The sequence below is a fragment of the Streptomyces sp. NPDC049577 genome (assembly GCF_040675635.1).
GTDB lineage: Bacteria > Actinomycetota > Actinomycetes > Streptomycetales > Streptomycetaceae > Streptomyces.
This window is the reverse complement of the sequence record NZ_JBFAPH010000184.1, coordinates 1-13,282: the sequence shown is the minus strand read 5'-3', so window position 1 is coordinate 13,282 and position 13,282 is coordinate 1. Positions and strand designations below refer to the sequence as shown.

Annotated in this window: 9 protein-coding genes, 1 tRNA gene and 1 pseudogene; 6 read left to right on the top strand and 5 right to left on the bottom strand. The window is 72.2% G+C overall.

All coding sequences use genetic code 11. The features are described from left to right. Together AB0K09_RS20655 and AB0K09_RS20650 are read right to left on the bottom strand one after the other, a co-directional pair. A pseudogene (locus AB0K09_RS20655) lies at positions 1–228 on the bottom strand (hypothetical protein); the annotation flags it as partial. Positions 229–531: 303 nt separating this feature from the next. Next, positions 532–774 (bottom strand): hypothetical protein, encoded by a 243-nt coding sequence (locus tag AB0K09_RS20650; RefSeq protein ID WP_366066837.1) that lies wholly within the window; start codon positions 772–774, stop codon positions 532–534. Positions 775–795: 21 nt separating this feature from the next. On the opposite strand from AB0K09_RS20650, the gene tmk reads away from it, so the two are divergent. The 4 genes from tmk to AB0K09_RS20630 all read left to right on the top strand — a co-directional run bounded on the left by tmk (position 796) and on the right by AB0K09_RS20630 (position 6,217). Further along, positions 796–2,769 carry a dTMP kinase gene (tmk, locus tag AB0K09_RS20645; protein WP_366066836.1) on the top strand — a complete coding sequence of 658 codons (1,974 nt, stop codon included), beginning with the start codon at positions 796–798 and terminating at the stop codon, positions 2,767–2,769. 131 nt (positions 2,770–2,900) lie between these two features. Continuing rightward, positions 2,901–4,109, top strand: a complete 1,209-nt coding sequence (locus AB0K09_RS20640; RefSeq protein ID WP_366066835.1) for a DNA polymerase III subunit delta' — start codon at positions 2,901–2,903, stop codon at positions 4,107–4,109. A gap of 210 nt (positions 4,110–4,319) precedes the next feature. Continuing rightward, the gene (locus tag AB0K09_RS20635) at positions 4,320–6,041 is read left to right on the top strand and encodes an alpha/beta hydrolase (RefSeq protein ID WP_366066834.1); all 1,722 of its coding nucleotides are present in this window, start codon (positions 4,320–4,322) and stop codon (positions 6,039–6,041) included. Positions 6,042–6,140: 99 nt separating this feature from the next. Then, positions 6,141–6,217, top strand: a tRNA-Thr gene (locus AB0K09_RS20630). A gap of 151 nt (positions 6,218–6,368) precedes the next feature. On the opposite strand, the gene AB0K09_RS20625 is transcribed toward AB0K09_RS20630, so the two are convergent. After that, positions 6,369–8,414, bottom strand: a complete 2,046-nt coding sequence (locus tag AB0K09_RS20625; RefSeq protein ID WP_366066833.1) for a hypothetical protein — start codon at positions 8,412–8,414, stop codon at positions 6,369–6,371. A gap of 421 nt (positions 8,415–8,835) precedes the next feature. After that, positions 8,836–9,435 carry a hypothetical protein gene (locus AB0K09_RS20620; protein WP_366066832.1) on the bottom strand — a complete coding sequence of 200 codons (600 nt, stop codon included), beginning with the start codon at positions 9,433–9,435 and terminating at the stop codon, positions 8,836–8,838. A gap of 189 nt (positions 9,436–9,624) precedes the next feature. On the opposite strand from AB0K09_RS20620, the gene AB0K09_RS20615 reads away from it, so the two are divergent. Continuing rightward, a complete protein-coding gene (locus tag AB0K09_RS20615; RefSeq protein ID WP_366066831.1) occupies positions 9,625–10,161 on the top strand; it encodes a hypothetical protein in 537 nt (178 codons plus the stop codon). Further along, entirely contained in the window at positions 10,161–10,355 is a 195-nt protein-coding gene (locus AB0K09_RS20610; protein WP_366066830.1) for a hypothetical protein, read from the top strand. Before AB0K09_RS20615 ends, AB0K09_RS20610 begins: the two co-directional genes overlap by 1 nt. Before the next feature lie 21 nt (positions 10,356–10,376). Here AB0K09_RS20610 and AB0K09_RS20605 read toward each other — a convergent pair whose 3' ends face one another. Beyond that, positions 10,377–13,166: an SDR family NAD(P)-dependent oxidoreductase gene (locus AB0K09_RS20605; protein ID WP_366066829.1), complete on the bottom strand. Its 2,790-nt coding sequence runs from the start codon at positions 13,164–13,166 to the stop codon at positions 10,377–10,379. Between the last annotated feature and the right edge of the window lie 116 nt (positions 13,167–13,282).

Genomic DNA, 13,282 nt, shown 5'->3' with positions numbered 1-13,282 from the left:
GTCGCCGCGCATGCGTCGCAGGGCGATGCATCCGGATGCGACCGCCCAGATCCCCAGGGGCAGGATGAAGTAGACGGGAAGGATGCGGGCCTGCGCCGGAACGGATTCCGGAAGCAGGGGACCGCCGATGCCCAGGACAGCAGCGGTGCCCAGCATGAGTGACCAGGTGCCCGTCAACCGCGGGAGAGCCTCTTCTTCAACCTGATCGACCTGTTGCGCGGAACTCATGGTCCGGAGGCTAACGGCGGACGGCGAGTTCCGCCTGAGTACGGCTACCTAGATGGCGCGAGTAGCCGCGCGGAATCGGCCCTGGCCGCGATGGGCAGCTCGACTCGCGCGCCCTCCGCTGTCCGCAGGCCGTCAGCGGCGAGCGTCACCGTCAGTCCGTTTGACGTTTGACCATCTACCGGGCCCAAGCCAGCCTCGTGCCTGGTGAGGCTGACGCGCGAGACGAGAGCCGCGCAAGTGCGCTGCGCCTTCAGTTCTGCCAGGTGCCGGATCGCTCCGGACCAGGCCGGCCAGCCCTGCGGGCTACGGCTGGAGACGTACGGAGCGCGCGGTGACGGACCGTTGGAAGACGTTCAGCGACGCCCAGAATGACACTATGTGGTCGCCCGGTGATGTGTGGCATTCGGGTAGTGAGACCTCCGTACGACCGACCATCTGCACGCCGTCGTCCGCGTCAGCGTCGCCCTGGGCGCGGTCGTCGCGCCGCTGCTGGCCGCCGCGATCGGCCCGCACCGGGCCGAGCAGGGGGCGTTCGTCTTCGCGCACGGCGGCGCCGCGTTCACGCTGATGCTGGTCGGCGCGCTGCTGCTGCCCGTCGCGGCGGTCGTGCTCGGGAAGACGGACGACCGGCACGGCGTGACGTTCCGGCGCGACCTCATGGACGTGCTCAAGGGCGGCGACCCGGCGCAGGCGCCCTCGCCGACCGGCTTCTTCATCGCCTTCGAGGGCGGCGACGGCGCCGGCAAGTCCACGCAGGTCCAGGCCGTCGCGGACTGGATCCGCGCCAAGGGTCACGAGGTCGTCGTCACCCGCGAGCCCGGCGCGACCCCGATCGGCAAGCGGCTGCGGGCGATCCTGCTGGACGTCTCGTCCGCCGGCATCTCGGACCGCGCGGAGGCGCTGCTGTACGCGGCGGACCGCGCCGAACACGTCGACACCGTCGTCCGGCCCGCCCTGGAGCGCGGCGCGGTCGTCATCTCGGACCGCTACATCGACTCGTCCGTCGCCTACCAGGGCGCCGGCCGCGACCTCTCGCCGACCGAGATCGCCCGCATCTCCCGCTGGGCGACGGACGGGCTCGTGCCGAACCTGACGGTGCTCCTGGACGTGTCGCCGGAGGCCGCGCGGGAACGCTTCACCGAGGCGCCGGACCGGCTCGAGTCCGAGCCCGCCGAATTCCACCAGCGCGTGCGGTCCGGCTTCCTGGCACTGGCCGCCGCCGACCCGGCGCGCTATCTCGTCGTGGACGCCGCGCAGGCGCCCGAGGCGGTCACCACGGTCGTACGCCACCGGCTCGACCAGCTGCTGCCGCTCTCCGAGGCCGAGATCAAGGCCCGGGAGGAGGCCCGCAGGGCGGCCGAGGAGGAGGCCCGTCGCAAGGCCGAGGAGGAGGCCGCCCGCAGGGCCGAGGAGGAGCGCCTGGAGCGCGAGCGCCAGGAGCAGCTCGCCAAGCTGCGTGCCGAGGAGGAGGAGCGCAAGCGCCGCGAGGCCGAGGAGGCCGCCCGGCGCGAGGCCGAGCGCCAGGCCGAGGAGGCGCGCAAGCGCGCGGAGGAGGCCCGCAAGGCGGCCGAGGAGGAGCGTGCCCGCCGCGAGGCGGAGGAGCGCGCCCGCGCCGCCGAGCAGGAGCGGCTCCGCAAGCAGGCCGAGGAAGAGGCCCGGCTGCGCGCCGAGGCGGAGGAGCTCCGGCGCGAGAAGCAGCGCAAGGCGGAGGAGGCCCTGCTGGCCGCCGAGCGGGCCCGGTTGGCGGCCGAGGCGGAGGCGGCGGCCGCAGCGGAGGCCGAGGCCGGCTTCCCGGACGCCGGCTTCCCGGACGCCGGCTTCCCGGACGCCGGCTTCCCGGGGGCCGGGGACGCCCCGACGGTGGAGACGCCCAACCCCTCGCTCCACCGCGCGGACCCCCGCGAGGTCGAGTCCGCGCCCGGCACGGAATCGCGCGCGGACTCGGGCACGGCCGGGGGCGCGGACTCCGGCGCCGAGGACGAGACGGCCGTGCTGCCGCCTGTCTGGCCGCGTGTGGTGCCTCCCGCGCCGGCTCCGCGCGTCACCTGGGGCGTCGAGCCGGAGCAGGCCGGGCAGGTGGCGGACTCCGAGGAGACGGCGGTGCTCCCGAAGCCGGGCGCGCCCGGCGCGGAGGACCGGACGGAGGTTCTGCCGCCCGTTCGTGCGGAGGACCGGACGGAAGTCCTGCCGCCCGTGCGCGAGGAGGAGCCGACCGAGGTGCTGCCCCCGGTCCGTCCGGAGAACCCGGCGGACCGCGTGCCGGACTGGCTCTTCCGGCCCGAGGACGACGCTTCCGGGAATGCCTCCGGGAACGCCGCCGGGCGTGGGGGCGGCGCGGCCGCCCGGGCCGGCCAGGACACCGAGCGGACGCGTGAGCTGCCGCACGTCGAGCCGGGACCGGCCGGCGGCACCGGCCGCAAGTCCGCCCGCCGGCGCCGGCCGGAGTGGGCCGAGGAGGAGGGCCCCACCCTGGCCGACGAACTCCTCGGCTCCCGGGACACCTCCCGGGACGAGGGCAGACGCCCCGACGGCGGCCGCTAGGACCTGCCGGGCTGGGGCCTGTCGGGCGACGACCTGTCGGGCGGGCTCGTCGTGATCCGCCGGCAAGGCCCCGGCTGTCGGTGCGGTGGCCCACAATGGGAAGCCGCGAGACGAACGTGCGGAGGGCAGTCATGGCCGTGTGGGACGACCTGGTCGGGCAGGACCGGGTGACCGAGCAGCTCGCCGCTGCCGCGCGGGACGCGGACGCCCTGGTGACCGCGGGGGCGTCCGCCGACGCTCTCACCGGGTCGAAGATGACGCACGCCTGGTTGTTCACCGGCCCGCCCGGCTCCGGGCGGGCCACCGCGGCCCGGGCGTTCGCCGCCGCGCTGCAGTGCGTGAGCCCGGACCGGGCGCTCGGCGGCGCGCCGGGCTGCGGCTTCTGCGACGGGTGCCACACCGCGCTCGTGGGCACGCACGCGGACGTCGAAGTCGTCCGTACGGACCTGCTGTCCATCGGCGTCAAGGAGACGCGCGACCTCGTCCGGCGGGCCCAGCTGTCCCCGGCCGGCGGCCGCTGGCAGGTGATCGTCCTGGAGGACGCGGACCGGCTCACCGAGGGCGCGGGCAACGTGCTGCTGAAGGCGGTCGAGGAGCCCGCGCCGCGGACCGTGTGGCTGCTGTGCGCGCCCTCGTTGGAGGACGTGCTGCCGACGATCCGCTCGCGCTGCCGGTCCCTCACGCTGAGCACCCCGTCCGCCGAGGCCGTCGCGGACGTCCTGATCCGGCGGGACGGCATCGACCCGGAGCTCGCGACGCGTTCGGCGCGGGCCACGCAGGGGCACATCGGCCGGGCCCGCCGCCTGGCCACCGACGAGCGGGCGCGGGAGCGTCGCGCGGCCGTGCTGAAGCTGCCGCTGCGCGTCGGAGACATGGGCGGCTGCCTGAAGGCGGCGCAGGAGCTGATCGACGCGGCCGCCGAGGACGCCAAGCAGGTCGCCGAGGAGATCGACGCCAAGGAGACCGAGGAGTTGCGCGCCGCGCTCGGCGCCGCGGCCGGTACGGGCGGCCGGCTGCCGCGCGGCACCGCGGGCGCGATGAAGGAGCTCCAGGACAAGCAGAAGCGCCGCTCGACCCGTACGCAGCGCGACAGCCTCGACCTCGCCCTCGTCGAACTCACCGGTTTCTACCGGGACGTTCTGGCGATACAGCTCGGCTCGCGTGTCGCCCTCGCGAACGCCGACGTCCGTGACAGCCTGGAGCGCGTGGCCTCCGCGTCGGGGCCGGAGCGGACGCTGCGCCGTATCGAGGCGGTGCTCGACTGCCGCCGCGCGCTCGACCGGAACGTCGCGCCCCTGCTCGCGGTGGAGGCGATGACGGTCGCGCTGCGCGCCGGTTGAGCGGTGCGCCGACCGGTGTGCCGGGAGGAGTAGTACGGGACGGGGTGGGCACACCGCAGGTTGGGTGATTCCTCACTCGTACGAGGCCTAGTGGGCGCCAAGGCTGGCAATTTCGGGTATCGGCCCGGATACGCTCCGTATGCCGCGTAGTTCTACGTATGTCCTACGTATGCCTTATGCCCACCTGTCTCCACACAGAGGGATCAGCCGATGGACACCAGCCGCCTCGTCCGTACCTCGGGCACCCTCGCCGCGACAGCGGCTCTGCTGATCTCCGCCGTGGTGTCCGGAACGGCCTCCCCGGCCGGCGCGGTCGCGCCGGCCAGAGCGCGGGAGACGGGCAGCGGCGCCGAAGGGCCGAACACCTCGCCCGCGCTGCTGGACCTCCTGCTGACCGAGGAGCGCGGCACGGCGGCCGCTCCGGCCGCCACCGAGCCCCTGCCGACGGTCGACGACGTCGCCAACCCCCTCTCCCCGCCGCCGTCGGCCACCCTGAAGCCGCTCCCCGCCGCCGTGCCGGCGGCCCTGCGCCCGTACTACCGGCAGAAGCTGCGCTGGCACGCCTGCTCCGGCAAGGCGGCGCGCGGCTTCGAGTGCACCACCCTGCGCGCGCCCCTCGACTACGCCGCACCGCGCGACGGTGACGTCAAGCTCGCCGTCTCCCGCAAGAAGGCCGGTGGCTCCGGCAGGCACCTCGGCTCGCTTCTGGTCAACCCGGGGGGCCCGGGCGGCTCGGCGATCGGCTTCCTCCAGGAGTACGCGGCCGACAACTACCCCGCCCGTGTCCGCGACCGGTACGACATGGTCGCCATGGACCCGCGCGGCGTCGCGGCGAGCACGCCGATCAAGTGCCTGACCGACAAGGAGATGGACGCCTACGCCCGCGTCGACCAGACGCCCGACGACGCGACCGAGGAACGCCGGCTGATCGCCTCCTACAAGAAGTTCGCCGAAGGCTGCGCCACGCGCTCCGGCAAGCTCCTGCGCCACGTCTCGACCGTCGAGGCCGCCCGCGACATGGACCTGCTGCGCGCCGCCCTCGGCGACGACAAGCTGCACTACGTCGGCGCCTCGTACGGCACGTTCCTCGGCGCCACGTATGCCGGGCTGTACCCCGCCCGGGTGGGCAGGCTCGTCCTCGACGGGGCGCTCGACCCGTCCCTCGACTCCCGCCGGATCAACCGGGACCAGACCGCCGGCTTCCAGACCGCCTTCTCGTCCTTCGCCCGCGACTGCGACGGGCGCGACGACTGCCCCCTGCCGGGCGGCCCGGCCGTCGCGAGCGCCCGGCTCAAGCGCTTCTTCGACCAGCTCGACCGGCACCCCCTGGCCACCGGAAAGCCGCGCCCGCTCACCGAGAGCCTCGCCACCACGGGTGTGATCTCCACCATGTACGACGAGGCCGCCTGGCCCCTGCTGCGCAGGGCCCTGGCCTCCGCCATGGAGGGCGACGGCGGCTCGCTGCTCAAGCTGTCGGACGCCTACTACGAGCGGGACGGGCGCGGCCACTACACCAACCTCATGGCCGCGAACTCGGCCGTGAACTGCCTCGACCTCCCGCCCGCCTTCACCGGCGCGGCGGGCGTGCGCCGGGCCCTCCCCGACTTCGTCAAGGCGTCCCCCGCCCTCGGCACCAGCTTCGCCTGGTCGGCCCTGAGCTGCGCGTACTGGCCCGTCCCTGCCGTCGGCCGCCCCCACCGCATCCCCGCCCGGGGCGCCGCCCCGATCCTCGTCGTCGGCACCACCCGCGACCCCGCCACCCCCTACCCCTGGGCCCGCGGCCTCGCCTCCCAGCTCTCCTCCGGCCGTCTCCTCACCTACGACGGCGACGGCCACACCGCCTACACCCGCGGCAGCAGCTGCATCGACACCGCGATCAACTCCTACCTCCTCACGGACCACGCCCCGCCCGCCTCCCAGCGCTGCTCCTGACCTGCGCCGACCCCCGGCGGACGACCGTGTACGGAGCACCCCCGGAACCTGTGTAGACTTGGCCGCGCTGCTGATGCCGATCCCGGTACCAGGCAGTTTGCCGCCTTAGCTCAGTTGGCCAGAGCAACGCACTCGTAATGCGTAGGTCTCGGGTTCGAATCCCGAAGGCGGCTCCAGGAAAGTCCAGGTCACGTAGCCCGTGACCTGGACTTTTGCGTTGCTTGGGGTGTGGCGCGCCATACGGCCGGGATGCCGTGGGATGGATTGCGCGAACGATGCGTGAGTGGAGGGGCTTGGGGCCCCCACTTCTTGGTCTTCTTGCGGGTCTCACATGGCGGAGTCGTCGAGTGCTGTGATCCATGGCAGGCGAGCTGGTGCATGCCTCCGCAAGGTCCGATCCGCCGGCATGAACCCGTGGACGAGTTCGCACGGAGGAGCGCTCTTCAATCGGTGGCAGTCTCCGGCAAGAACTTCAGCAAAAGCCAGCAGCTTGCGTCTGGCTGGGTCCTCAAGTAGATGAGCTGCGGCCTTGGCGCCGACGCTGATCAACTTCGTGGTGCTGATCAACTCGTCCTTGGCAGCTGGATCACCATGTAAAAGGGCCGGCGACAGACGGCCTCGTTCTCCGACTACGTGTGCAGCGGCCAGGGTGAGAACCGTTGCAGCTGCTGTCTCGGAGAGTTCCCCCGCATTGGTCATGGCATTCGCCATGAGAGGGAGAGCAGCAAAGGGGACTGGGTCGGCAACCGTCCAGAAAGGTTCCGCGACTTCGAGGCCGGCGCGTGCTGCTGTACGGTCCACGCACAGCAGCGGCCGGTCGGGAGAGGTCTGTCGTAGTTCCCAGCGCTCGATGCCGGGGTCTGCCATGGCGGCCTTGAGCAGCGTGCGGCATGCCTCTCTCAGTGTCTCGATGGAGAGGTCGGGCACATCCATCCGCACGAGACTGCCGTGGCGTCGAAGGTCCAGCACCGGGAGTCCGGCTTCTCCAGCTGCCTGAAGTATGGAGAGGTCTCGGCTGACGTGGTTCGGGCCTTCCGGGCCCCAGATGATCAGTGATGCGTTCTGCGCATAGGCCACGGCGACCCCGTGTTCGAACCCGTGGCAGATGGCGCGAGCGCGGATCGTTGCGTCCAGTACCTGCCCTAGGTCGGCTGGCTGTCCTCCCAGGAGCAGGGTGCTGTTGACGGGATCCCAGCGGAAGTCCTCGTGGGCGTTCGCGTTGCGCCACTCAGAACGGATCGTCGAAGCGAGGATCTCGCACAGCGGTCGGCCCTCTTCAGCTGACAGCAGGTCCCGAACTGCGGCGAGTGAGGCTCCCTGGGGAACCGCCTTGCCCATCAGTTCCATGACCACTGTGGCTGTGCGCTTGACGTCACCTTCCAGCACGGCCCGGTACAAGTCCATGGCCGGACGCGCTCTCTCTTCTAGGTGTTCCGCGCGGTTGTAGGCGTCCCAGTAGGCGATTTGTCCGCGATGGGAGAACAGCATCTCCGGCTCGCGATTGGCATGTCGCGCAATCACGAAGCATGTCCGTTCCGGTTCGGACTTCAGATGGGACGTCACCAGATCACAGGCCAGGAGCGCTGTGCGATGCGCCACCAAAGGACGATCGGACACTGCGAGGGTGGCGAGGTGGTGAAGCAGTTTCACCGTCATCGGCAGCGAGTCGTCGATCAGATGCCTCATGCTCCGGCGTAGCCGACGATCGAGTGTTTTTGCGTCTTTCACCCAAGCGGTTAGCAGGCGGGCTCGTGATGCAACGCCGGACCCACGGTCCAGTTGCCCGGCCGAAATCCCGAGCGTTCGCTGATAAACATCCTCGTCGGGGTGATTGGCATGATCATCCCTGGCGGCGGCCTCCAGGCTCCGCCCGGCACCCTGTGCCTCGAGGGCATGCCGGCGCACCCCCGACCAAGTGGCCTCCGCCCATCCTTGCCCCAGACAGGCGATCAGCGCTTGAGCCTCGCGCTGGTTCGCTTGTGCCAAATCGGACGCCAACCGCTGCTCAGCCGTGCTGGTGCCGGATGGGCTGAACCGGGACACCTCGCGTGAGACAGTGCCCAAGGCGGCGACCGACGCATGGAGAGCCCGCAACAACTTTGGGAGCTCCTTCCCGACCGTTCCTCCTGTAGCGGTCCGAAGTCGCAGGATCTCCCTGATTCTCTTGTCGGTCTCCTGTTGGAGCAGGGGCAGGCCAGCGTCCCTCAACACCGACTTCCACTGCGTGCGGGTCACCGGTACAAAGGCAACCTCCTGCTGGCTCGGGATGTGCGCAGGGGGCGTGGAGAGATTCAACTTGCGGATCACTGCTCGCACAGCGACACAGGACTCCGGGTCGACCGTGCCCAGGTGGTCGGGGAGGGGTACGTCCACCAGCACAGGATGACATCGGCACCCTGCCTGGAGCTGCGTTTCGCCGTGGTCGGCGCCGGCGGCCCGCAGCGATGGTGACCTGGTCCACCCCCGGTCAAGCCCACGGTCTGCGTGAGCACTGTGTGAGCGGACGGCGGCGCGACAGTCACAGGGTGGATCGATGGGCAGTCCGTACGTCGCTAATCAGTCGGATTCGGGCCGCCGAGGCCGCCCGGGAACCTTCCTGGGCTGGGCTTTTTCGTTGCCCCGGCTCCGCTCTCGGCTCTGCACTTGACTCCGGGCGAATACGGAGGAAACTGGCATATACACCAGACAACCGGTGAGAGCCACACCGTCGGTGGAGACGTCCATCGGCCCGAGTGACACCCATCTCGGCAAACTGGCTAGGCCCCCGGAAGGGCACACATCGAGGCCGGAGCCTTCAGCGACGACTGAGGTTCGCGGATAGATGTGGAGCGCCGGGGGCTGTCGCATGTCCGGGGCGGAACGGGGCGCCGAAGAAGAGGTCGTACGGGACGTGGTCGTCGTCGGGCACCGCTGGGACGTAGTCCGGCGCCGTGCTTGCGGCGACGGCAAGGAGGCGGGTGATGGCCTCGGGCTCCGAGGGGGACGGGAGGCCGAGAGCCGCCAGAAAGCGGGCCCGATCGGCGTCGAGAGTGGGGTGATCGGCGCGGAGGTCCGCTGCCAGATCGGTGATCGGGAAGTCAGTACCCAGGTCGCGCCAGTAGGGCACTGTGGTGATCAGCGTGAGGGCTTCGGCGAGGTCGCCCCCGATCAGCGTCGCCCGGCCCTCCGAATCGGCGTAGAGAACCGGCTGGTATGCGCTGTCGGTGCCGCCGCACAGGAAGTACGTGCCGCCGGCCCCGCAGCCGGCGATGGGGCGCAGGGGAATGCCGGTGGGCAGGCTCAGGTCCTCGACAGGATTGCGGCAGGTGATGTCGAAGTCGCCGGGGCAGGCCAGGAAGCCAGAGAGGAACGGGTCGCCGGCTATGCGGTCGAGCAGCTTGTCGGACGCGATCATGGGGCGGAACGTAACAGGCACCTACGACAGGGCCGGCACGGCCGGTCGGCGGGGTGGGTAACCGACGGTCGGGGGATTAACTCGCTTACGTGCCGGAACGTACCTTCGACGAGTTCTTGTGCAATGACTCGTGGGAGGGGATTTCCTGTGCGCACGCATACGCGTCGACGGGCCGGTTTCGCTGTGGCGATGGTGGTCGGGGCTGCTCTGGCGGCTCCCGCCGCGCACGCGGCCGGGGTGCCGGAGGGTGCCTCGAAGCCGCTGGACGGTGTGGTCGCCAAGCCCGGCGAGGTGACCACGTTCTACCGGGACACCCTGTGGAAGTTCCCGCTGCCGAAGGGCGACCGGCTGGTCTCCGTGCGGGGCGGGGGCGTGCAGATCCAGGGTGCCGACGGTGAGGCGCTGATGTCGCTGGCCCCGGAGTCCATCCGGGACACCGCGGGCGGGGTGCACAAGGTGACGTGGACCGTCGAGGGCGGTGACACGCTGCGGCAGCACATCGACGTCGACGAGGCGAAGTTCCGGGGCGTCATGACGCCGCATGCCGTGGCCTATGGGTTCATGGACTGGGTGAAGTGCGTCGGCAAGCAGAGCCAGGACACCGCGATCGCCGGTGGCGTCGCGGGCTGTGTCGCCGGGCTGGAGACCGGCTGTGTCGCGGGCGCCGGTGTGGGCGGGGTCGGCGGTGCGCTCGGTGGGGCGGTCGTCGGGATGAAGAACTGCTGATGAGGTCGTCCAAGTCGCAGTTGTACTTCTGGTGTGCCGTGGTCGCGGCGGCCGTCGTCGCGACCGTGATCCACGGGCGGCTGTCCGGCTTGCGGGAGACCCTCGCGGACGTGGTCGCCGCGCTGGTCATCGGGCTGGCGGCCAGGGGCGCCTACCGGTACGCCACCCGCCGGGACGGCACCGGCGCGCCCTGACCGGCCGCCGCCCCCCCCGGGTCACTCCTTCCGTTTCCGCAGCAGGCGTCCTTGATCCGCCGCGGCCTCGCGCCAGCCGGTGCGGTCCATCAGTTGCCGGACGTCCTCCCGGGAGGCCGGGGTGTCGTCGGTCCCGGGGCGGGCCAGGCCGAGGCGGAGGTGGATGATGCGGGCGACGTCGGTGATCGTGCCCTCGCTGCGGAGCAGTTCCATGGGCGGGATGTCGAGGTCGTACTGCTGCTGGAGCGAGACGAACGTTTCCGCGGCCATCAGGGAGTCGATGCCGTAGGTGTCCAGCCTGCGGTGATGGTCGATCTGCTCGACGGGGGTCTCCAGCACCTCGGCCAGTGCGCTGGCGATGCCGTCGGCGATGTGCTGCCGGGCGTCGCGCGGGGGCATGGCCGCGAGCATGCGGAGGATCTCCTCCCTGCTCATGGTCTCGTCGGTCGGCAGCGCCGGGGCCAGGGGCGCCAGCCTGGGGACTCCGCCGAGGCCCAGGATCCGGGTGATGCGGGCCCAGTTGTAGCGGCCCGCTCCGCGGACGTCGGCGCCGGCGGTGAGGATGTCCTCGGTGATCCCGAAGGCCTCGGCGGGGGTGAGCGGGTCGAAGCCGGCCTGGGACAGGCTCTCGGCGAGGCCGCGGCGGGCGGCGTAGCCGGTCTCGCCGATGGGGCCCCAGGCGACGGCCGTGGCGGGCAGGCCGGCCCGGCGCCGGCTGCGGACCAGGGCCTCGAGGTGGAGGTTGCCGGCCACGTAGGGCGACTGGGCCATGTTGCCGACGGTTGCGGCGCCGGAGGAGTGGACCAGGAAGAGGTCGAGCGAGCGGCCCCGGGTCAGGGCGTCGAGGACGGCGCCGCCGCCCATCTTCGGGGCGACGACGGCGCGGAAGCGTTCGTCGGTGAGCCGGCTCATGAGGTCGTCGTCGAGGTGCATGGCGGAGTGGACGACGCCGCGCAGGGGCAGGCCCTCGGCCTCCAGGCCGGTGACGACGCGTTCGACGGCGTCGGCGTCGCAGACGTCGGCGGCGTACGCGCGGGCGTCGACGCCCCGGGCGGCCAGCGAGGCGAGCAGGTCGGGCGCTTCGGGGGAGTCGGGGCCCCGGCGGCCGACGAGGGCGAGGTGGCGGGCGCCGCGGTCGGCGAGCCAGCGGGCGGTGGCGGCGCCGAAGCCGCTGAGGCCGCCGGTCACGAGGTAGACGCCGTCGGGGTCGAGGCCCTGGGCGCGCGGCGCCCGTTCGACGAGCAGGGGCTCGTCGAGGGAGTCGAGGGAGACGACGACCTTGCCGATGTGCCGGGAGTGCTGGAGCAGCCGGAAGGCCTCGGCGGCCCGCGCCGCGGGGTAGACGGTGTGGAGCAGCGGCCGGTAGCGGCCGCAGCGGATGAGGGCCGAGACCTCGGCGAACTGGGCGCGGGCGAGCTCGGGTTCGGCCAGCAGCCGGAGCAGGTCGACGCCGAAGAAGGCGATGTTCTTCTCGAAGGGCCGCAGCCGCAGCGCACGGTCCTCGTGGATGTCGCGCTTGCCCAGTTCGACGAAACGGCCGCCGGGCCGCAGGGCGTCCAGGCCGCGGGGGATCGCCTCGCCGGCGAGGGAGTTGAGGACGACGTCGACGCCGCGCCCGCCGGTGATCTCCCGGATCCGTTCGGCGAAGCACAGGTCGCGGGAGTCCAGGACGTGTTCGACGCCGAGGGTGCGCAGCAGGTCGCGTTTGACGGGGGTGCCGGCGGTCGCGATGACGTGCGCGCCGTGCCGGCGGGCGTACTGGAGGGCGGCGAGGCCGACGCCGCCGGCTCCGCCGTGGACGAGGACGGTCTCGCCGGGGGCGAGCCGGGCCAGCCGGCCCAGGCCGTAGTGGACGGTGAGGAAGACGACGGGCAGGGTGGCGGCCTCGGCGAAGGTCATCCGCCGCGGCATCCGGCCGACGGCGTGTTCGACCGTCATGACGTGTGAGGCGAAGGCGCCGGGGGCCACGGCGAAGACGCGGTCCCCGACCTCGACCGAGGTCACGCCGGGGCCGACCGCCTCGACGACGCCCGCGCACTCCAGGCCGGGACCCGGCCGGCGGGGCAGGCCCTGTACCAGGTCGGACGGCGGGATGACGCCGACGGCCTCCATCACGTCGCGGTAGTTGAGCGCGGCCGCGCGGACGGAGACGACGACGGCGCCGGGCGGGGGTTCGGGCACGGGCCCGGTCTCGGTCCAGGCGAGCCGGTAGGCGAGGCCGGGGTCGCGGACCTGCAGGGCGTAGGCGGGTACGGTGCGGCTGTCGGCGGTGCCGCGCGGGGTGTCGGTCGTCTCGACGACGCGGGGGACGAAGCGGCCGTGCGCGGTGAGGGCGATCTCGTCCTCGTCGGTGGGGACGAGCAGTTCGTGGACGACGCGGCGGGCGTCCTCGTCCACGTCGCCGGTGCGTTCCAGGGACAGGCGGCGCACGGTCAGCCGGGGGTGCTCGGTCTGGAGGGTGCGCGCCGCTCCCCAGACGGCCGCGTCGGCGGGGAAATCGGGCCGCTCGGGCGCGGGCAGGGCCCCGCTGGGCCGGGTCACCAGCCACAGCGTGGCGGTGACGTCGTCCGGGAGCTTCTCGCAGGCGTCGGCGAGTGCGCGCAGGGCGGCGGCCCGGCTGGTGGTGAGGTCGAGCAGTTCCTGTGGCGACGGTTCGCCGCTGTGGCCGCCGTCGCCCAGGACGGCCACGAAGGAGACGGCCGGTACGTTCCGGGGGACGAGCCCGGTCCGGTCAGCGGGCAGCTCGGAGATGTGTACCGCGTCGGCGCCGGCGGCGGTCAGCGCCCGGGTCACCGCGGCGCCCAGCGTCACGTCACCGGTGATGAACCACGGTGCGCCCGGTGCGGCCGCGGGGAGTGGGGCGGCCGGGGCAGGCACCGTGGGTGGAGATGAAGTACTCCAGCACGGAGAGACCCTCACGGAACGAC